The sequence below is a fragment of the Chitinophaga filiformis genome (assembly GCF_900102545.1).
Classification (GTDB): Bacteria; Bacteroidota; Bacteroidia; order Chitinophagales; family Chitinophagaceae; genus Chitinophaga; species Chitinophaga filiformis.
On sequence record NZ_FNBN01000006.1, the window covers coordinates 73,022 to 96,306 of the forward strand.

Here is a 23,285-nt window from a genome sequence, read left to right on the forward strand (position 1 = left end):
TTACTGTTTTAAGATCCTCAATTCTATACGCCTGTTCAGTCTTCGTCCTTCCGGATTGTCTGATCCGTCAGCTAAAGTATTTGGCGCTACAGGCCTTGTTGCACCATAGCCTTTGTACTGCAGGCGTTTCTTGTCAATGCCTTTGCTTACCAGGTAAGCCACACAATTCAATGCACGTTTTTCTGACAATCGCTGGTTGAAGGCAGCACTACCGGTATTATCCGTATGTGCGCTGATCTCTATTTCCATCTGCGGATGATCTTTCAGTAAGTCGACCAGTTTATCCAATGCAGGATGTGAAGCTGGTGTTACCTCAAACTCATTCAAACCATAGTAGATCTCCTGCATGGTGATGGCTGTATTCACAGGTGCACTCAGGATAGTATCAGCTAAAGTCGGAGCAGGCTTTGTCACAACAACTACCGGTTCTTCCTTCACAGGAGGCGGTGGCGGAGCCAGATGCAGACTGAAAAGTTCCAGGCAGCATTCAGCGGAACGATCGGAAGAGAACCAGGCATCTTCCAGGATGTATTCAGATTTGCTACGACTGAAGAAATACATATCATCCTTCACATCATTCACAGGGTAGCCGAAGTTCACAGGTGTGTCCCACTTACCCAGGCTACCTTTTGCATAATAGAGGTCGAATCCACCCATGCCTGTTCTTCCATCACTGGCAAATACCAGTGTACCGGATGCAGGATGAAAGAAGGGTGCTTCCTCATTGGCGGCAGTATTAATAGCTGGTCCAAGATTCTGTACAGACAAAGGTTTGCCACTGACATCCAGTTCTGCGGAATAGAGGTCATATCCTCCCGAACCGCCGGTCCTATCGCTTGCAAACAACAAATGACGACCATCCGCCATGATGAAAGGCTGTTGGGTATTAGCACCTGCAGCATTCACTATATCACTCAGTTTCACAGGCTCGCTCCATTTATCGCCTTCCTTGCGACTGGTATAGATAGCTGCGGATTTCCTACCATCCGCTACGGTCCATTGCGTCAGGTATAGCGTGTTACCATCTGCAGACAAACTGATTGCGCCCTGATGGGTTTTGGAAGGTTGTGGTATAAGCGCTTTACTGATGGCAGCAGCCACTGTATCTTTCGCCATGTAGATGCGGTTCACATAATTCGATTCTTTCGTTGAAGTGAACAGCAACTGATCACCCGCCCATACAGGCGCATAGGTAGCGCCACCTGCATTGAGTACAGGCGACGCTTTCCTGATATGATAGTCGGACAGTTCTTTTTTCTGCAATTGCTCACGGATATAAGGCAGGTTACGTAACTCCTGCTCTGCCGCTGTACCGTATGTATCTTTCTGATTGTATTGCGACAGGAAAGTTTTGAATGCAGACGTGGCTGCATCATATTGTGCGATGGCACGTAAACTCTCTCCGTAATAATAGGCTGCCAATGGGAAGCGGGTACTATCAACCGCTACCACTTTACCAAACAAGGGTGCTGCCTTCGCAGGATCATGCAGACGGCGGTAACTATCTGCCAGCTGATAAGCAGCCTGTATTTCATCAGCAGCCGGTGCTGCCTTTGCAGAACCACCCGGCGCTGCATAAGGACTGTATACGCTCCTTGTATTTCCTTTAGTGTTCACGGCCAGGTACTTCTCATAATACAGGGATGCTGAATAATAATCTGCCTGTTTATAATAACTGTCCGCGGCCTTCAGATAACTTGCTTTATGTTGTGCCCATGCCAGCTGCATAGCGGCCAGGCCTATAACTGTCAGGAATAATTTCTTCATGATGCAATAATTTTTTCTTTATAACCTTGGACAAACGAAATCACCTGCCGGTGTCTTCACTGATTTCCTGCCTATGAATGATAAGGATAGCTCAAAACTGTTAGAGCCCCTGGTGATCTTACCCAGGTCAGACGAGTTCACATCATAGCTCAGGCCCAGCATAAAGCTCTTGTAGCTAACACCGGTATACACAGAGAATGCATCTTTGAAACGATAGTTCGCACCCAGCATCACATCTGTTTCAGCAGCAGCAGTATACTGTCCGTAAGCACCAAGCATCTTCTCCTGTGCTGATCCCTGTTTCATATACAATACGTTTGGTGTGAGACTGAACAGTTCAGAGATCATCACCCTTACTCCTGCATGTGCAGTAGTACGCATTGGGATACGCGCATCTCCGGTAGCGCTGAACTGATCACTTGGCCTGTTCAGGTGCATCACAGAGAAGCCGCCATACAGATTATATTTCTTACCTGGCTGCGCATCATAGTACAGTACTCCTGCCCCTGCATCGAATGTAGCAGCAGACGTTTTGTTGAACATATCATTTGTTGCCTGTCCCGGATTATAACCGGTAATAGGATTCCACTGATCTCCAAAATGAAGTTTGGACGGATCGAACCGGCGCTGTATCATGCCCATCTGGATACCAAACATCAACCTGTGCTGCTCAAATGCACCAAAGCGTACACCGCTGTAGGAAGCGCTTCCATAAGCAGTGGTATAGTTATAACCTCCATCGCCTGCTTTCTGATTCAGCACACTGGCACCGAAGCTGATATTGCTGTTTGTATTCACCTCTCCCGCTATACCATAAGTTTTAAAGGGACTGCTCACACTCCCCCATTGTGAACGATAGATAGCAGATACACGGTAATTACCATCAAACACACCTGTCAGTGCAGGATTCAACCATGCAGGATATACATAGTAGCCAGAGAAGTGCGGGTCTGACTGCGCCTGCAGCTTTTTACCGGTAAGGCTCACCAGGGTCAGCATCAGCAATGCTTTGGTAAAAGTTCTCATGATGTCAGCATTTTTTTATTGGTCAATGTTTTTTTGAAATTTGTTTGGTTATTGCACTATCACTACATATCCAGTCATCGGTGCAAATCCATTCTTCAGTTGTATCACATAATAGTAAGTTGCCAGTGGTAAAGGATGTCCGTTCATCGTACCGTCCCAGGGAGTATTATAACCGGTGGATTGGAACACACGTTGTCCATAACGATTGAAGATCTCTATCGTACAACCCGGGTAATCTGAAAGATTGCTTAGCACCCATGTATCATTGATACCATCTCCATTTGGAGAGAATGCATTTGGCACTTTTACAGGTTTGAATACTTTCACTGTCAGTTCATCATTCGCGGTACAACCACCCAGACCAGTCGCCGTCAGGGTATAGGTTGCATCATCCATCACAATCAACTGTGGTCTTAGTACATCAGGATTGTTAAGATTGTCAGCAGGCGTCCATCTAAAGCTTAGTCCTGTTTCATCATTCACGACAGGTTTGAACTGCACCACTGTACCCTGCGTCACTACAAATGAAGGCCCTGCGTCAACAACAGGCTGTAAGTAGATCTTCACAGGAGAAGAGAATGGCTCAGACACACAACCAGCATTACTTGTCACCACCAGTTGTACGGTATAATCACCAGGGTCCTTATATCGTTTCACAGGATCAGCTACATCATCTGTACTACCTTCGCCAAAGTCCCATGCCCATGCACTGATCGTACCATTGGCAACAGTACTTTCATCTGCAAAGAAATTGTCTGTTCCCTGGCAGAGTGTATCAGGGGAAGCGGTAAAGGCTGCTACCGGACTATTGAAAAATGCGCTGAATGATTTAGTGGTATCATGTGTACAACCATAGGCAGATATAACAGACAACGTGATATCATATTTACCTGCAGCAGCATAACGGTATGCAGGATTCGTAGCTGTGGAAGTACCAACACCATCACCGAAGTTCCACTGGTAGCTCAATGCAGATTGATCGCCTACGGCAGATGTATTGGTGAATGCAGCAGTTCCTCCCGGTATACATACAGCCACCGGCAGGCGGAAATCAGCTACAGGCTGCGGATGTATTACCGTATTCTTTGTCACTGTATCACTGGTACAGCCATTATCGCTTACTACCGCTAGTTTCACTGCATATGTACCGCTACCTGCGTATAACTTGTCAAATGCAGCACCTGTAGGCTGTACATCTGTAGTACCATCTCCAAAACTCCAGTGCCAGGAGGTAATGGTACCACTGGCGATGGTGGATTGATCTGTGATCCTCACCGCAGCTCCCAGGCACACATCCGGGCTGACAATAAAGTCAGCACCCGGTGCAGGCAATACTGTGACGGTGGCGGTAACTGAATCCATACAACCATTGGTTGTAGTAAATACATACTCCACAGTGTGTGTTCCTGCCCCCGCGGCAGATGGATTGAAATTACCGGCATCATCAACATACGGGCCCCGGTAGATACCGGCCCCGGTCACGCCATTCGTAACCCCGGCAAGCGCAATGGAGATAGCCCCCTTTACGCTTTCGCAAACAGCAGGTATGCTGGCATACGTCAGAACAGGCTTCACATTGAATGTGGCCGTTACAACAGTATCCTTCACACAACCGTTTACGGTCGTCACACTGTGCCGGATTTTATAGGAACCATAGTAGGTATAGGAATGTACAGGATCAGCTAAAGTCGATGTATTGGGATTGGCAGGCGTCGCATTGATATCTCCGAAATCCCATGCGTACGATGCCAGCGCCTGTCCGTCAGGAGTAGTGGATGTACTGGTAAAAAGTATCTGTTCTCCCTGCGAAATACAGTTCCGCGGGTAGGTAAAGGAAGCCACCGGCGCTGCATAGACGGTTACGGTCTTTTTCAGGGTATCACTCACACATAGCTGGCTTACCTTTACCACCTGCTTTACAGTGTAGGTTTGGTAGTCTTTATAAACAGTTGTTGCAGCCGCATTAGTAGCATTGGTTTTTGTGTCGCCATTGCCAAAGTCCCAGTACCATTCTTTTACAGGAGCAGGCCCACCGTAAGTGGCATTGTCTGTAAAAGTCACGGTACTGCCAGCGCAGACTGCCGCAGGTGTTGCGGCAAAATCTGCTACCGGCTTGTTATATACTGTCAGGTTAAAGCTTGTATCTGCCACACAGCCATCTTCCGTAGCAACGGCATATTTCACTGTCTGCGTACCTATGTTTAGTCGCTGTCCTGGCTTTTGTACTGTTGAAATAATATTACCGGGGAATTCCCATCGCCATTGCGCCAGCTTATAACCATTACTGCTGTCCTTTCCGGCGAAGTAGGCAGTATCCAGCACACAGCCGGTAGGGAAACTGTAAGTAGCTACTGCATTGGGTTTCCCTTTTACCGTCACACTGAAATTGATCTCCTCCGTGTTGTTACAGTTATCAATATGTGGAGCAGTAGAAAGCACCGTTATATCAAAGTAGCCGGCACTCGTAAACTGATAGGATTGCGGTAAAGTATATTGATAATACACCACACCATTTACCAGCAACTGTTTTGCCGGTGCAGGTGCATTTTGCAACACATCTGCTGCAGGTGTAATACCTGTGCCCAGTTTACTGAGCTGCCATTCCAGCTTTGTAGGTTGATAGGTCAGCAATACAGACAGATCCAGTGGTGTATTCACACAGGTAAACGTATGCACATCCTTTGTGGTATCTGCTTCGTTATGTATCTGCCCGATGGCATTCAGGTTATTGATAAATGTGCCCGCATTATAACCATAGCTTTCAAAATCTCCCAGACCATACGTGATAGCGTTGAAAGCCGAATCACTCTGTACTGTACACTGTGCTGCTGCTGCCGGCCAGCGTTTTACAACAACAGTATATCCCGGCAGATTGGGATGTGGATAAGTAACGTCAAATGTCTGGCTGCCATCCACTGTGAGTGATTTCATTCCGTTGTCAGGGATCACTAGCAGCAATCCATTGATCTCAATCTTCTCTACATTGTTCCGGTAAAAAGCGACCTTCTTTGTTGCCTGTTCAACAGGACTTAAATAGATCATCTCCGGATCTCCGATGCCGGTAGTATTAGGGCAACCTCCTTGCGAAGCCATGAACTGTGCCAGTAATACCGGCTTATCCGCTTCTATATAATCTGCTGTATTACTCTGGAACTCATAACACATATGCGGTGTCAGTCCGGTTAATTGTACGCCATTACGCTTTACAACAGTAGAAGGATCTTTGACAACTACTTTATAGATATTGGTCTGAAAACTGGTGGCTACTCTTCCCGAGATGGGCATGGTCAGATAACGCTTTCCCCAGGCCTGGTAGGGAAATACCTGCTGCATATTATTATCTCCACTGGTACCGGCCGTGACACCGGTACAATTAATACTGGTACGGCTGCTACCAGAAAATACGGCTACGGGGAAACACTTTCCGGATGCGTTGGCGATAGAACGTACTGTTGTACCTGTCAGTTCTTTTCCTTTACCACTGCCCAGCGGGGCGCCTATCAGCTGGTAAATATCGCCTTTGTTGAGTGTCACCGTAAACGGAACGTTTGCTGCACGTCCGTTACGGCTCGACTCAGAGGGGTTAATCTCAACCATCGTATTATCTTCCTTTGCAATGACATACATCCAGGAAAAGCAATCATTGGCAAAGCTCTGCTGGCTGTTTAATGAGGTATAAGAATATCCCCAGGTAGATACCGGCATCAGCATGGTAGCGCCTGATGATACACTTCCAAAAATATGTGCATAGGCTACGATCGGCACATTACTTACAATGTGGATCCCTTTATTACTGAATAATCCTTCACCACCTGTACCACCATAAGAAGGCGGTACGGAAAAAAGACGAGCATCAATGGCGCCCGACTTAGGGATAGTTTCTGTTACTATCACCGTATTGGCAGGGATGTTATAAGTTCTTGTCCACGCGGTTCCATCAATACTCACTGTTACTGTAGCGGCGTCCTCTGCACTCAGGTATATCACCATATCCTGGCTGTTGGTAAAACCAGGCTCCATGAACTGATGGTGTCCATATCCTACCCAGAATTCCTTGCCTCTGTTAGACACACCCTGTCCCATCGCACTGATGCTACACAGTGTTAGGATGCAGGCAACAGCACCTTTACGGACTGCTGCCTGCATATGATTGAAAATATTGGTTACGAATGTCGTCATGCTTATCTGATCAGGTTGATAATACCTTTCTTATCTACCGTTGTTCCGTCCAGCAATACCAGTCTGCATACATACATGTATACACCAGATGGTTGCTGCTTTCCTTTGTGTGTACCATCCCACCCTCTGTCCTGGCTATCGGAATCGAACAGTTTCTCACCCCACTGGTTGAAGATCATCAGGTGGATATCTTTGATGATGCTGCCATATACTTTCAGCACATCATTCACAGCATCACCATTCGGCGTAAAGGCATTAGGAATGTAGATACCATCCAGTAATGTGGTACCGCTTACTGGCTCAGCTGCTACCGGCTCACAACCCAATGCTCTCACATACAGCTTCACTTCCTGCATCGGCTGTAAACCGGAGATCGTATGAGAAAGACCCTGGCTGCCTGTTGATGGAGCCGTCCAGTTCAAACCGTCTGTTGATACCTCATAACCCGTTGCATTTGGAACAGTACCCCATGTAAAGCGAAGCACATTCACACCTGTTGAATCCAGCTTCACTACAGGAGCAGTCAGCGCTGGTAATACCACTACTTCCGCAGGCGTACGTTCAGGAGAAGTACAACCGTCTTTAATTGTTTCCAGGTAGTATTGTGCATCAGCAGTTACATTGGTTAGGTTCAGCGTGCTTCCGCTGGCTACCAGCTTACCGCCGGTGGCTGCATCATACCAGTTATAATCAACCCCTGTGGCAGGGCTCTGTACTTCGAATGTTACATTGCTACCCGTACACACCGTGAAGGAATCAGTTAGGAGTATACCAACTGCAGGTCCTTTCACTACCAGGTCTTTTGCTGTATCTGCAATACATCCATCTTCACCAATTACTGTCAACGACACAGGATAAGTACCACCGGCGGTAAACAGGTAAACAGGGTTTTGTACACTGTCAATCGCGCTGTTGCCAAAGTCCCATTTCCATTTACCGATGGCAGCACCATTGGCTGTTATTGCATTACCGGTGAAGTGTACAGAGTCGCTCACACAACCATTGAATGCAGTTGTATAATCCACTTTCGGCGCAGCGATCACTGTTACAGGCAGGAAGGTTTCTACTGTATTATCACAACTTTCGAAAGACGGATCCTGCATCACTACCGGTACATAATAAGTACCTGCTTTTGAGAAGGAATAATCCTGGTCGATGGCAAAGCGATAATATTTCTTGTTATTAGCGATGAAGGAATCTACCGGTACTGGGTTGTCCTGGATCACATCAGCAGCTGGACTAATGTTGCTCACCTTACTGATGTTCCACTGTAAGGAAGCAGGACGCTGCGTAGAAATAAACGTGAACCGGAATGGTGTATTCTCGCAAGTGTAGTCACTTACTGCATTGGTACCACTATGTACATTGGAGATGGAAGTTCTTGTGTTCAGGTTCCTTACCAGTGTACCGGCGTTGTAACCATAACTTTCATCTTCACCCAAACCATAGGTAATCGCAGTAAAGGCGGAGTCACTCACTACATAGCTCTGGTCTTTTGTAGCATCCCAGCGTTTCACTACTACAGTATAACCAGGTAATGAAGGGTGATCATAAGTATAGTCAAATAAGGTACCGTTGTCGATCTTCAGGCTGGTCATACCACCTGTGGGAATGATCAGTGTCAGGTAGTTCGTTACAATACCTTCTTCCGTATTACGGTAGAAGCCCAGTTTCTTAATACCCTGTTCCAGCGGACTGAGATAGATCATCTCAGGATCTCCGTAACCACCGGTATTGGTACATCTGTCCCATGAAGCCATGTACTGTGCTACCATGATCGGCTGATCAGCTTCTATATAAGCGGGAGCGTCCGTCACAAACTGGTAGAAACGGCCATTATTCAATCCTGCCAGTAACGATCCGTCTACCTTTACTTTCGTAGCCGGGTCTTTCACCATAATTCTGTACACATTGCCCATCAGTACTTTCGGATCTTCATCAGTGGATGTCGGTGCTGTCAGGTAACGTTTACCCCATGCCTGTGAAGGGAAACACTGCTGGATGAAGTTATCTCCATTACCACCACTACCACTTGGATCACAACTTACACTGGTGCGGCTGTTGCCCGAGAATACCGCAATCGGATAACATTTACCCTGTGCATTCTGTATAGACCTGAATCTTGTACCGGTTACGTCGTATCCCTTTGCATTGTCGATCCTTGCACCAAGCACCTGGTACACTTCTCCTTTGTTCAGTGTTACGGTGAATGGTACATTCGCCGGGTGACCAGTTACAGTCGGAACAGATGGGGTGATCTCTACAACTGTGTTCGGCTGATCTGCCACCACATAAGCCCATGAGTAGTCGTCCATACCATACACCTGGTTATAACCCAGTGAATAGTATTCATATCCATATGTACCTACCGGCAGCAGCATAGTAGCACCTGATGACTGGTGACCATAAATATGTGCATATGCCACGATTGGTTTATCACTCTCAATACTGATGCCTCTGTCAGAGATGCCTTCGGTCATCAAGCGTGCATCTTCCAGGCCGTTCTTCGGTATCAGGTCTGTGGACAATGTCGTATTCGCAGCTACATGGTAACGTCTGATCCAGCTGGTACCATTCACTTTCACCGTCACATCCGCAGCTTCTTCTGCACTCAGGTACAACAACATATCCTGGTCATTACTGCCACTGAAGAACTCATGGTGACCGTAACCTACCCAGAAGCGGGTACCCCTGTTGGAACTATCCGCCGGTGGAATCACTACAGGCACTACTGCTCTTGCGCTATCTACCAGGCCGGTGAACTTATCCAGGAAGCTGAGCTTAGACTCAGTGATATAATTATCGAACTCATTTACTTTACTACTATCTCCAACCAGCCATTTATCATTCGCATCTGTTCTTCCTAATCCTAACTGATACTGTGCTTTCACAAAGCCCTGCCATGGATCCATGTAGAAGGTCTTCACAGAGAAATCATATGCACCGCTACCTGTAGTTTCCACATCATTGTAGAAGTACATCTGTTCGGCAGATGCGGGCACATTCGGCGGCAGTACGCCTGTATACCTTCTGATATTCATGGAAGCTGGAACAGGTGCGCCGGCTGCCCAGGTAATACTCATCACACTGTCTGATCCCATCATGAAGTGCTGTGTAGTACCTGCAGCAGGAGCGGCAGGTACAGCGGTCAGCAGGGCAGGAACGGAAGTAGGTTCGAACTCATAGGCTCCCAGATCAGGTACACCTGCCTGTAAAGTAACAGGTCTTGCCTTACCGTTGATGTCATGGTCATTGCCCGGTATCTGTACGCCACGGCCATGTATGGCCCATACATCAGGACTGTTTACTACAGGGCTGCCATCAGTCAGGGTCAGTGCAGGTTTGTAATAGATAGAGTGCAGGTCTTGTCCGGTACGCGCACTCCATGCTGGCAGCGTTGCCTCTTTATAGAGGGAGGTAGATGCCAGTACAGCGCCCGTGCTGTACAACACGTTATAGTCAGTATTCTCTTCTTTCTCATTGCTGATCTCCAGTGCAATACCGGCAGCGCCATGGTAGAAGATGTTGTTCCTTACTACCACATTGCTGGCGCCATCTTCGTTCAGCTTAGCGGCGCTATTGGTTTTGGCTGACAGGTCGGCAGAACCGTTATAAATCGTGTTGTTGTAATAAGTCGCATTCTCGTCAGAGGATACCCATAGGCCATAAGCCAGTTTTGCAGTTGTCTGCACACTTACCACGTTGTTAAGAATGCTTGTATAATTGTTATGTTCTGTGTACAAACCATACAGGCTGGCTTTGTTATTTGTCAACCCGATAATCTTGTTACCTTCAATCTGTAGTGGCGCCGCAGCCAATGTACTGCTCCATCTTGCCTGTATACCAAATATCTTATCGCCCGCTACTGTATTCAGTATGTTGATGGTATTGTAATTGATATGCCATGCAGTATCTGATTCAAACTGATAAATACCATATCCACTGCTACTCATATCGCCGTCCAGGTTGATCGTATTCCTGGTAATGTTGATGCGACTGGTATATTGTGAATAAACACCCCATTTGAAACTATTGCTGATGATATTGCTGTCTATCACATGGTCCTGCGACAGGTTCTGGTCGTTCACCCCAAAGAGATAAACACCCGCAGAACCATTCTCGATGGTATTACCCTTGATCACAATATGCTTACCAAGGAAATTCTCTCCGATGATAGCTGCAACATCCGTGCTGCTATTGATCACATCAGGGGCGATGATCTTACAGTTCAGGATACTATCGTAAGACGCGGTACCAGCCAGTAACACCACTTTACCATAGTCGTTATCACCAGCTTTCATGGTAATGCTCCTGAAGGTCACATACATAGCACTGTCAAGAGATAATATATAGTTGTCGCTGGAAGTCGAAACATTGGTCAGTATCACACTGGCAGCATCATTATTGTCACTGCGGAAGGTGATCCTGCTGTCAGGACCCGCGCCTGCCACCGTGTGCATTCTCACCTCCTCATTGTAAGTACCTGCTGCTACCTTAAACACAACGGGCCCAGTGATACCACATTCCAGGGCCTCCACTGCCTTATTGAAAGACTGGAAGTTGGTCACACCAGCTGGTAAAGCAGGGTTAATTGTGTATTCACCTGCAGGGAAAGCTGCGTTCATATTTACCTGTACCGGTGCAGAGTAGACAGTATCTGTACCACACACCAGTATACAACGGAAGTAATTTTCAAATGTAATAGGCGTAGCAAAGGAAGACAGGTATTGCCACTCTCCTATGCTGGTCCATGGACCAGCAGCAGATTTCGCCTGCTGCCAGCGATATGTTTGTGTACCGCCTGTGGTATTACCGGAGAGGTCCAGCTTCACAGTATCTCCCAGACATATACCACCTGTTGGATTAGCCACAGCAGTCCCAGGAGTTGGCGGCGCTGTACATGCTGGTATATTGATTTCATAAGCTCCCAGGTCAGGCTTTGTAGCGCTCCTGCTTACACCAAGGATGTCTTTTGCCACACCTACAGGTGCGCCTGCATTATCAAACGGAGAAATGATCGGTGCAAAGTTGCCATTGGCCGCATCCGCATACACAGGTGCTACACCAATAGAGGCTATTCCGAAAGGAGATGCCTGCCATCCGGCGATATCTGTGAAAGTAGTCTGATCCACCTTTGCCACATAAGCAGCGGTGGTCGCTTTCAGGTAGATATTATTATGACTGATACTCAGGATCTGCTGACCAGCATTCGCCAGGTTCAGACCAATTCTTTCATTCCTGCCGCTCTCACTTCTTAGACTCACGATGTTGTTTGTAAAGGCAAGGCTATCTGCATTGCCATACAGCGCAAAGCCTGTAACACCTGCTTCAGGAGAACTTTCTATTTCGATGGTATTATGATAGTAGTTGGTCTTGTCAGTGAAGGCAGAATAGATACCTACCACCTCATTGCCACTTCCACCTGTAGCATGGATGACGTTATTCCTGATTTCATTCCATGCACCCTGCTGCGTCTGTTCTATATCCATACCACGGAAACCGCCATAAGCAGAAGGATTGCCACCATAAGGATTTACCAGCCTGTTACCTTCTACCAGTAAGCCGCTATGACCTTCAGACAGGATACCGTAATAATCAGACATGCTGGCATTACGGGTAGGACGGCTGATAGTATTACCGGCAATCGTTGTATTGAGCGTATTGCCTATACTCACACCATACTGTGTAAAGTCAGTGATCTTATTATTCAGGATGCGGTTATTCTTTGCAGGATAATCAGATCCGCCGTACAGTGTTACCGCTGCATATCCTCCCTCTATGTTATTCTTTTCAATCAGGTTCGCATCGCAATAGGAAGTATTGTACCTGTCTGATTCGTCATTACCATTGATCACCACCGCGGCTCTTCCGGAGTATTCCGTCGTGCTTACAAGAATGTTACATCTGCGGATAATATTGCTGTCTGCATCGTTCAACAGATGGACACCATAGCCATAGTCGCCGGTACCATTTGCATCAATGGTCAGACTATCTATGATCACATGGTCAGCATGACGAAGTTTAATTACCGCTCTTTCCATTGAGGACATGGAGCTGAAGGCAATCGTATTACCATTACCATTGAAGGTAACAGTGTTCACAGCAGAAGCACCCTTGATCGTATCGAGGATCAGTTGCTCATTATAGGGGCCGGAATTAGCCACCACATTAAATACCACAGGACCGGTTATACCACAGGATAAAGCATCCGCGGCAGCGGTAAAGCTGGTAAAGTTGGTAGCAGAAGCCGGCGCACCTTTATTGATCGTATAGGTATTGGCAGCCATTGCCGGATTCACCGTCAGGTATACGGGGACAGTATACGCAGTATTACCGCTACATGTTACTGCCAGTCGGTACCACAGTGAAGCGGTAGCTGTAATAACAGTATCAGGACCGTCCAGTACATTACCAATAGCAGTGAATGGGCCTGCCGGAGCGATAGCTGTCTGCCAGCGATAAGTTTGTCCCACGCCTACTGAGTTACCGCTGGCACCCAATATAACAGACGTATTTACACACACAACAGGTTTGGACAATGTAGCAGTACCAGGCGTTGGCGGCACTGTACATACCGGTGGCGTAAATTCAAATGCACCTATGTCGGGTGTAGTATGACTACGTGCTGCACCGGCAATATCAACGTCCACATTCTCATAGCTACCCCTGTTATCCACTACATTATTCTGCGGTGTATAATTGCCGGTAGCGGCATTCACAAACAAAGGCGGAGCAAACACAGATGCCTGATCACGGCTGCTGAGTGCCTGCCATTGTGTTAAAGAAGCGGCATCCTGTCCTTCATATCCAATAAACGCATTCGTCGCAGCGGCTTCTATATAATAGTTGTTCCTGTCTGCCTCAAGACCAGCACCGGCGCCATCAGAATAAATAGCATACTTCTTTGAAGTACCGGTCCTGGAAATATAGACGAGGTTGTTTTTGAATATCTGACCTCCGGCGCCATTATCTGTGGCGAAGCCCCTGGTATCATACGTGCCCGGAGCTGTTGTTCCATCAAGGATAATAGTATTGTGATAGAACCAGACGTTATTGGAATAGTAACAGTTGATGCCTATCAGGTGACCACCAGTATTCAGATTATAAATAAGGTTGTTGGTGATCTTATTTTCCAGTGTGGTTAGCGCCACTACCATGTTCACATTAATACCTGTTGCCGGATCTGTCTTCCCCGGTACACCGCCATAAGGATTGCTGATACGGTTGGCATTAATGATCGCCTTTGTATTTAGGCTGCTCAATTCAATACCAACAAATGACCAGGCAGTAGTACGTGCAGGACAGCTTATTTCGTTACCATCCACCATTGCACTGAAAGTACCCTGTAGTTTTACACCTGTATTGTGAAAATCGTAGATCTTATTGTGGAGCACTTTATTATTCATAACAGCCTGCGAACTGCTCCCCATCATCAGGATACCATAAATACCACCTGTGATCGTGTTACCACTGAAGGTATTATTATCACTACGGGCATCGTCTTCATTGATCGATGGTCCGCCTGTTACGGCGATACCCGCATAGTTAAAATCAGTAGACTGTGTATCAGTGGTGATAATACAGTTGCTGATAGTATTGTTATCCGCATCATTTGTCAGATGTACGGCAATACCGTAGTGATCCCAGCCGGTACCATCTGCTTTTATCTGCAGGTTATTCACAGTAACGAAGTCAGCACCGTTCAGTTCGAGTACATATTGTTTCTTCGCATCACCCGACAGATAATGTAACAGTGCACCATTACCATTGAATGTAATCGTATTGGTAGCAGATGCACCTGCTATCGGTGGTATCATTACCTGCTCATTATAAGCAGTGGCATTGTTTACTACGTTGAATATTACTGCGCCATTGATACCACATTTGATGAAATCAACCGCATCTTTAAAAGAGTTGAAGTTATTACCACCCGTAGCTGTGGCATTGTTGATAAAGAAAGTACCACTCACCGGTGAAGGCGTCACTGCCTGTACACTGGTAGAGGTGGAAGCACCACCGCTGGTACAAGTCACCACACAACGATACCAGGTAGTAACTGTTTGCGATGCGGTGTAGGTTGGTAAGCTGGCACCCGGAATATTTGTCCAGGTAGTATTGTTAGGAGAGGATTGCCATTGGAAAGTTAAACCGGAAGCCAATGTTGTTCCTGTCAGCGACAGGTCTACTTTACCGGTTGCACAGATATCTGTTGTATTCACAATGGGCGTACCAGCTACAGGTGTACCTGTACATGCCGGAGCAGCTGTCCACGAGAACATAATATCAGGACGGTTACTCATATCACCTGTGTTGGTAGTGGTTGTACTACCACACTCATTACCGGTGTTAGCGCGGTAAGTATGAGAAGCTCTAAAGGGCAGTAGTTCTGTATAAGCTACCTCCGGATTCTCATCACTGGTAGCACCACCGGGATCACCATTACATACTTCCACTATGATATTGTCTATGCCGTTCCAGGTAACTGTCGACGAAAAAGCGAACTTATTATATCCTGCCACCGGCTGATAATGCACAGGTCCATACACTTGTGTATTCACTGTTTCCCAGCGGGTCTCGTCCAGGTTATTCACCGACGTGAAACCTATCTTTATTACATAGCCTTCCACCTTACCAACGCCACGCAGGTTCAGTACATTAAAAGCCAGTGCACTGATATCGCCTGCTCCCATGCCTGCTGCATGCAACTCAGAGGCCAGGTAGAGGTATTGTGCACGCGCCCCTTGTTTATAATCCTGCAAAGGACAGGGATACCAGCTGATCTCGTTTCCCGCCGTACTTGACCCGATCTTGATATCAGTGGTCTGGGCCTGCGTAGACATGATGCCCATCAGCAATATAGCCATGAGACATAAGCCCCTGTAAAAAGAATAAGTAAAATGCCGTTTCATGTGAATAACTTTCTTTTTGGATTGTTAAAACCAGGATATCCAGGATTTGCCGTCTTTCGCGCTTACCATATCGTAACCCTCACTTGTTTTCACCAGGTAATACCCATTGGAGTCAGTGAGTTTGATGATCGTATTAGTCACCGCAGTCTCTCCTTCAGGAAGCTCTCCCAGGATACCCAGGTAGGGGAATACAATGCGTCCGTCTGCTTTATAGGTGGGAGCTTTGAAGGCGGGGCCATATTCTATGTATTGTTCGCCATCAACACGGGTTACAAAACCTAACAGGTCATACACGACATTGTCGCTTGTGCCAAACTGAGGATAAAAGACCGTAAAGGAATAATTGGGAAGTTTCGTAATACCATACGCATCATCCACGCCATCAACGTGGAAACCTTGCAGCGTTACCCAGTAAGCGCCGGCATCTACCTGCTGCTGCCACCATGCGTTAGGAGCATCCCGATCTATCACCAGCGGCTTCGCTGTTTCTTTAATAGTACCGGTATTACCATTCACGGTGAAGCTCAGCGTAGTTGTAGCCGCACTCCAGCTGATGTTGTCGAAAGCCGTCAGTGTGACTGCCCCGAGATTCACAGTAGGCGAAAAGCCTACACCGGCAGGCGTATAATAGAATCCTGTTGTCACCACATGACTTTCACCGTTTTCGTCTATCCAGCTGAAAGTGGCGCTCCTGTTCAGGATATCGAAAGCCACATCGTAATTGCTGCTGCCCGTAGTAAAGCGTTTAAAATAGGTGAGGTAGGTATCTATCTTGTCGATCAGGCGATTGGTCTTTTCCGCACCATAAGCCGCTTCCTCCCCTTCTGTCGCTTTGATCAGTACTGCTTTGCTGTTGTGATATCTTCCTTTCAGCAGGATGGTATCACCATTCATGCCCTCGATGGAAAACTCGAAATCGGAAGACAATCCTTCACCATACACACCGCCATTTACAGCCGCATCAGGATCGCTTAGCAGGTGGATGTAAGAATAAGTATCAAATAAGAGACAGGGCTGCTGTAACGCCTTTAAACGGTAGCTGCCCTCCATGCTGGTCACAGCTGATGCCGAGTCAAAGTCGGCATACATCTTCACCCGGTTAGCAGCATCAAATTTGAAAAAGAAGGAAAACACGCCGTTCTCCAATCCCTTGGGATAAACAAGTCCTTTCCAGCCATGCGGCGCAGCCACCAGTATATCCCCGTATTTCTTCAAGGTATCGTTCAGACGGGTATCAGGCGGAGCGCTGAATACACTTTCGTCCGACTTCTGACAAGCGGCCAGTATGGAAAGGGTAAAACATATCAGCAATAAGCGTTTGTACATAATATCTTTTTAAAGACTTTTTCTTATTATTTTTAATTAGGCGTTAAACTAACATCACTAGCCCATCTGCATCTTCCTATCGCTTGTTCGTCGCTTGTTCGATGCTAGTTCGATGCTTGTTCGTCGCTTGTTCGTCCAAAGGCCGTCTAGTAGATCAGGGCTTCCACCGCCTTACGTTTTTTCGCCTGCAGGCTATAGAAATCAATGTTCCAGGCAGCCTTGAAGTAAGCCACCACCGTTGCCTCCTTTTCACGCAGCGCCGCTTTCGCCTGCGCCTGTGTTACGCCGCTGGCGGAAGTACCTGCAGGAACGCTTTCAACGATCCTGTTGAAGCCATCCCGGCCTTCAATCACCATCAGGGAGATCATCTCCACAAAATCATCGTCAAAGCCAGACATGGCGTAAGCGGAGATATATCCATTGGCATGCGCCTCTTCATCACTGATGTTGTTCCAGTTGGCCGTATAATGCCCCGCAGAGATGTTTTTGAACGCAGGCGGGTAAAGTATCGTCTGATGGAGAATATGCCCGAATTCGTGCTCTATTACGTGAAAGATCTGCTTTAGCGTAGCTGAGTCGGAAGGCTTGTAATCCGGCATACCCTTAATACGGAAAGAATTGATGGCATAGATCACTACTTTACGGCCACCTTCTGCCGTACCCAAGGTGATAGTTCCGTTATCCACATTCCAGCTGGCACTGCCACACAGTATCAGAAATTTCGGACTGTAGCGTTTGAAGAACAGTTCTCCTGCCTCTGCTACATAGGTATCGATCCACACTTTCTTGATAGCCTGCAGTGCAGGTTTTACCATAGATTCCTTTGGCGGCACCAGTGTCTTATCCAACTCAAATTCAAACTGGTCCCATTTATATTTTGCTTCGATGTTGTAAGGCACCACCAGGGTATCGTACAACCATTTATCCAACGCTGTCTTTTGCCAGGTATCGCCTCCCAGTCCGGGAATGTCCTGCAGACCGCTGAGATCATCATCCTTGGCACAGGCGGCAAACAATACCACACTGAGAAGAACTATTACTGTTTTTATCGTTTTCATGCTATTAGCTGATAGATCCTGAGAATATTTTTTAACGGGGGTTCATTGGAAGACCAGAAGTCTTTGCTGTCACCGGCAGCTGGAATACCCTGCGTGGGTCTTCAGCCCCCAGTTCCAGTGTTTCTCCATCACGGGTAACATGTGTGACTGGTACTTTATAGCGCATCAGGTCAAACCAGCGCAATCCTTCCTGCACGAATTCTGCTCTTTTGAAATCGAATAACACACTTAGCAAAGCCTCCCGGTTATCGGTAACGCCATAGTAGGTTTTGCTCTTAGCCAGGGTGATATTGTGAGTGGAAGGATTATAGTTAGTGATACGTGTGCTGGCATACAGATTCAGGTCTGCCAGTGCAGCAGCGGTATTACCCAAATTGGCATTGGCTTCTACCCTGTTGAACAGCAGCTCTTCTGCAGTAAATAATGGCACCATCGTATAAATAAAACCGATGTTGGCATTCACAGACTGCTTCACAAAATATTCACTTACTTTAGGCACGAAGTAATCGTTGGTGCTATAGGTGTAAACCGGGAAACACCAGCCACCACCTGTCACATTCCCACGGCCCAGGATCTCATAATACATGGGATAGTTCATACCAAAGCGGTATCGCCCCACGTAACGGCCATAACTGGAAGCCGTCTCCACCAGCAGCAGATTGGCTTTCTCGCTGGAGTTGGTGTAGATATTGAACAGTTCCAGCGGCGACATAAATACATATGAGGTGTTCCATGGACGCAGGTAAGTACCTGTCTGACTGGTAGGGAATGCCATGTCAGCATACATCACCACTTTACTATAATCACGCTTGTAGAGGTAGAACCTTGCTGCAAATGCATAAGCCGCTTTCTGCGTAAAATGATAGGAAGGCACTTTGTATTTATCATCGCGGATCAGTGGTAAACCTGCCAGCAGGTCTTTCTCTATCTGTTCATATACATATGCCACCGTTTTCCTGTCATACTGCCTGAACACTACATCTTCCGGCTCTGTTACATAGGGGATGCCCATGTCAGCATTGGCGGTAGTGGCGTCATAGCTTTTGGAGAATAGATTCACCAGCATGAAATGGGAATACGCACGTGCTACGAGCGCCTCTCCTTTCTGGCGACTATAAGCCGCTGTATCTTTTGCATTTTCACAGGCTATCAATGCGTTGTTTGCAGCAGCGATCGCCTTATAAGCAGCCTGCCAGTAATATTCAGGAGAATCTTCGTTGATATTCTGTACATCATTAAAGTAAAAAGGGTCCCTGTTCGTGCGTGCATCTACACCTGTGCCTTTATCCATTACATTGTCTGACATCGCTTCACAGAAGGTCATATAGTTGGCCTGCGGATAAGCTGTTCCCAGCAACTGGCTCACCTTCTCCGGTGTGTCGAGTTGTGTCCAGGAGCTGTCAGGCGCCTGATCAAGGTATTTCTCACAACCCGCAAAAGCCGGGAGAATCGTTAAGAGAATATATAGCGCTTTTCTTTGCATACTGTCTGTTTTTAAATGCCCACTTTAACGGATAATGTAAACTGCTTCTGGATCGGCTGTGCAACACCACCTGCATTGAAGAACTCAGGATCCTGGCCTTTCAGCTTCTTATCTGAATAGATCAGCCACATGTTATTTGCAGCTCCTGTTACCACCAGGCTGTTGAAACCTGTTCTCTTAATAAGGTTGTTGGGCAATTGATATGTAAGGGATACTGTCTTCAGTCGTACAAAGTCTCCTTTAGCCACCCGTGCAGTCGAGAAGTTGTAGTTGCTATACGGATAAGCACCTCCCAGTAAGGTCTTCTCATAAGCATCCAGGATAGACGGCACATTGGTCTCCGTCTCATCTTTCGGCATCACCCAGCGATCGTAAAACTCGTTCGGCATTGCGTCCAGGTCAGAGTAGGAAGTCTTGAAAGCAGGGTACAAACGGATCTTGTTACCCCACTGATAGGTCATGAATATATTCAGTGATAATGCCTTGTAGTGGAAAGTGTTGTTAAAACCGCCAGTTACCGGAGGATCAACAGGACCCTGGTATACCAGGGTGCCGGTAGCATCGTCCTGCAGGTCGATGTTGGAGTCTACATGTCCATCAGGTGTTACAAAAGTAGGTACACCGGTATGTGGATCCAGCCCTTTATAATCAAGGGAGAAAAGGCTATGTACAGGATATCCTTCCTTATTGCCGCCTTCAGGTGCTACCAGGTCAAAGATCAACGGAGAGTTCTTTGCATTGGTGATCTTATTGGTATTGTAGCCAAAGGTCAGATTGGTTCTCCAGCCCCACAGTTTCTTACGGATCACTTCACCACCCAGCATCACTTCTATACCTTTGGAGTCCATATCCGCATAGTTAGCGGCCTTATATAATTCACCACCGATACCGGCAGTTTTGATGATACTGATCAGGTCAAAGCTCTTGCGACTATACAGATCTAAAGTCAGGTTCAGACGCCTGTCAAAGAAACCTGCTTCCACACCAACGTTAGAAGTATATAATTTTTCCCAGGTCAGTTCTGTATTCTTCAGATGCGCCAGCTGTATCACTGACTCTACTTCATTCAGATGCGCACGGCGACTGTTCACTGTCTGGTATACGATATTAGAGTTGGTAGCAGGTCCCATACTTGCCGTCAGACCATAGCTGGCACGCAATGACAGGTAATCTACATTGCTCATGTTCTGCATGAAGCTTTCCCTGTCAAGGTTCCAGCGACCAGCAAAGCTCCAGGTAGGCAGCCAGCGTGCGCTGGAAGAAGCACCTAAGCGATTGGAACCATCGTAGCGTGCATTACCGGTAATGCTGTATTTATCTCCAAAGGAATAATCTGCAGTAGCATAGAAAGCCGCAAAACGATCGTAATCGCGGGCCATACCATAGTAAGGGAAATTGCTTTCTATCGTTTGTTTTACGATGCGATAGTCGATATAAGGCACGCCTCCATTGTTGTACTGATAGCCATAACCAGTGCTGGATGCATTCTGCCTGTCAGCATACTTTACCTGCTGACCAACCAGCACATTCACATTGTGATTACCACCGAAAGTAGTTCTGTAGCTCAGGTTATTGCGGAAGTCGTAGTTCAGCAGCTGGTCTTCCGTACGATTGTAGAACCCACCTGCTGGCAGTACGATCACTGGTTCTGCATCCGGGTTTTCAGGATCTCTGTAGAGAAATTTATTGTTCTGTGCAATGGTCGCATTATCTGCTGCCCTGTATGCATTCGCCATATTCGCGTCCTCCGTGATCTGGTGTTCACGGGATGATTTCACATAACGCAGTGCACCTACAAACTCCCATTTCAGTTTGTCTGTGATCTTCCAGCCTATATCTCCCTGCAGACGGAGATCCATTACATTCAGCGAGAGGTAGTTGTTACGCAGCTCATCGATGATATTAAAGTCAGTATAGTTACGTCTGAAATATTCCAGCTGCCCATTGTCATTATAGGCCCTCAGCGTACGGCTGGTATTCAGCGCATAGCTGAAAGGGTTGATATCAAAGTCGCGGTCATACTGTCCTTCCACAGGATTGCTATTGCGGGTCAGCGATCCCGGTGCACGTTGCTGACGTACCGATCCCAGGGTAGAGAAACCGGCAGACAGCCTGTCGGTGAATTTATAGTTGTTACGGAAGTTCAGTGTATAACGGTGTACTTTATCGGCCAGCGTCCATCCATTATCACCGTAGTAACTGGTAGAGAAGTAAGACTGCGAACGATCGGTACCGGAAGACACGCTCAGGGAATGCTCCTGCACAAAGTTGTTGCGGAACAGCAGATCGAACCAGTCTGTATTGGCTTTACCATATTTCAGGAGGAAAGCCTTACGCGCTTCAGGTGTATTCTCCAGGCCATAGTTCCCATTCTCATCTGCCTGCAGCAGTTCATACATTTTACCATACACGCCCACATCACCACGGGAAAGAATGTCCGAGGTAAGGATACCCTTACGCTCAAGCTCCGCCAGAACAGACATCTGCCTGGCGGAGTTCATGATATTAAAGCTTCCATAGGTAGGTTTCAGTTGCGTGCTGAAGTTGCCGCTATAGGCGATAGCCGTTTTACCGGCGCGACCTTTCTTGGTGGTGATCACCACCACGCCATTCATGGCACGGGCGCCATACAAAGCAGTGGCAGCAGCATCCTTCAGGATATCAAAACTCTCAATGTCGTTGGAGTTCAATCCGGCCACCGCAGATCCTAAGAGGGTGGTCGGATCTCCACTGGAGAGTTGATCGTTGGAAATATTAGCCACATCTTCCAGTACTACGCCATCCACTACCCACAATGGTTTGTTGTCGCCATTGATGGAAGAGGCCCCACGGATACGGATCTTAGGCGCCGTACCAAATGTACCGGACACGTTCTGGATAGACACTCCTGCTACACGGCCTTCCAGCATACGGCTAACGTCGGCCACACCACTCAGCCGCACATCTTCTGCCTTCAGGGACACTGCAGAACCGGCAAACTTCTTCTTGTCTACGTTCTGGTAACCTGTTACCACTACTTCCGACAAATTGCCTTCTGTACCACTCAGTACTACATTAAGTAATGCCTGTCCGCTGAACAATATCACTCTCGATTGTTTACCGATATAGGAAAAACGAAGGCTGTCGCCGGAACGGGCGGCCAGCACAAAATCCCCTTCCAGGGTGGTTACAGTTCCCTTACGAGTAGATAGATTGACTATTGATACATTAGGCAAGGCTACTTTTTCTTCGGCGCCGGTTACACGTCCCTTGGCCACACTCATAGGAATGGAATCCCTTACTGCACGGCTGTTTGCCGTATGGGTTTCACCAGCAGCATGTGCACTGGCGGATAGTAATAACAATATTGTTACCGTAATAATTCCCCGCCGGCGTCTTTTTAACGACGCCGTCAAGCGATTACCATGCATAGGTAATGTCATATGTATAGCTGATTTACTGAATAGATCCTGGTTGTAAAAAATCCTACTTTCTGGTTGTTCCTTGTACTACAATAGATTGACGGTCTATCTGATTACTCAACAGATCAGGCAATAG

The 23,285-nt window shown here is 47.1% G+C and carries 8 protein-coding genes; all 8 read right to left on the minus strand.

Annotated features, from left to right (window positions below; genetic code table 11):
- Positions 1 to 1,767, minus strand: coding sequence for an OmpA family protein (locus BLR32_RS22570; protein ID WP_089835134.1), 1,767 nt, complete (start codon positions 1,765 to 1,767; stop codon positions 1 to 3).
- 18 nt (positions 1,768 to 1,785) lie between these two features.
- Complete coding sequence (locus BLR32_RS22575) at positions 1,786 to 2,793, minus strand: PorP/SprF family type IX secretion system membrane protein (protein ID WP_089835135.1); 1,008 nt, start codon at positions 2,791 to 2,793, stop codon at positions 1,786 to 1,788.
- 48 nt (positions 2,794 to 2,841) lie between these two features.
- The gene (locus BLR32_RS22580; RefSeq protein ID WP_089835136.1) at positions 2,842 to 6,972 is read right to left on the minus strand and encodes a gliding motility-associated C-terminal domain-containing protein; all 4,131 of its coding nucleotides are present in this window, start codon (positions 6,970 to 6,972) and stop codon (positions 2,842 to 2,844) included.
- Between the two features lie 2 nt (positions 6,973 to 6,974).
- On the minus strand, positions 6,975 to 15,881 hold the full coding sequence (locus BLR32_RS22585; protein ID WP_089835137.1) for an Ig-like domain-containing protein: 8,907 nt from the start codon (positions 15,879 to 15,881) through the stop codon (positions 6,975 to 6,977).
- A 24-nt stretch (positions 15,882 to 15,905) separates the two neighbouring features.
- Positions 15,906 to 17,207, minus strand: coding sequence for a DUF4302 domain-containing protein (locus BLR32_RS22590; protein WP_089835138.1), 1,302 nt, complete (start codon positions 17,205 to 17,207; stop codon positions 15,906 to 15,908).
- 146 nt (positions 17,208 to 17,353) lie between these two features.
- Positions 17,354 to 18,265, minus strand: coding sequence for a zinc-binding metallopeptidase (locus BLR32_RS22595; RefSeq protein WP_089835139.1), 912 nt, complete (start codon positions 18,263 to 18,265; stop codon positions 17,354 to 17,356).
- Positions 18,266 to 18,296: 31 nt separating this feature from the next.
- Positions 18,297 to 19,748: a RagB/SusD family nutrient uptake outer membrane protein gene (locus BLR32_RS22600; protein WP_089835140.1), complete on the minus strand. Its 1,452-nt coding sequence runs from the start codon at positions 19,746 to 19,748 to the stop codon at positions 18,297 to 18,299.
- Positions 19,749 to 19,759: 11 nt separating this feature from the next.
- Positions 19,760 to 23,170: a SusC/RagA family TonB-linked outer membrane protein gene (locus tag BLR32_RS22605; RefSeq protein ID WP_089835141.1), complete on the minus strand. Its 3,411-nt coding sequence runs from the start codon at positions 23,168 to 23,170 to the stop codon at positions 19,760 to 19,762.
- Positions 23,171 to 23,285: the final 115 nt, after the last annotated feature.

What these genes read in the sequence shown, in the direction of transcription:
- BLR32_RS22570 (WP_089835134.1), bottom strand. Translation starts at nt 1,767, where the DNA reads ATGAAGAAATTATTCCTGACAGTTATAGGCCTGGCCGCTATGCAGCTG.
- BLR32_RS22575 (WP_089835135.1), bottom strand. Translation starts at nt 2,793, where the DNA reads ATGAGAACTTTTACCAAAGCATTGCTGATGCTGACCCTGGTGAGCCTT.
- BLR32_RS22580 (WP_089835136.1), bottom strand. Translation starts at nt 6,972, where the DNA reads ATGACGACATTCGTAACCAATATTTTCAATCATATGCAGGCAGCAGTC.
- BLR32_RS22585 (WP_089835137.1), bottom strand. Translation starts at nt 15,881, where the DNA reads ATGAAACGGCATTTTACTTATTCTTTTTACAGGGGCTTATGTCTCATG.
- BLR32_RS22590 (WP_089835138.1), bottom strand. Translation starts at nt 17,207, where the DNA reads ATGTACAAACGCTTATTGCTGATATGTTTTACCCTTTCCATACTGGCC.
- BLR32_RS22595 (WP_089835139.1), bottom strand. Translation starts at nt 18,265, where the DNA reads ATGAAAACGATAAAAACAGTAATAGTTCTTCTCAGTGTGGTATTGTTT.
- BLR32_RS22600 (WP_089835140.1), bottom strand. Translation starts at nt 19,748, where the DNA reads ATGCAAAGAAAAGCGCTATATATTCTCTTAACGATTCTCCCGGCTTTT.
- BLR32_RS22605 (WP_089835141.1), bottom strand. Translation starts at nt 23,170, where the DNA reads ATGACATTACCTATGCATGGTAATCGCTTGACGGCGTCGTTAAAAAGA.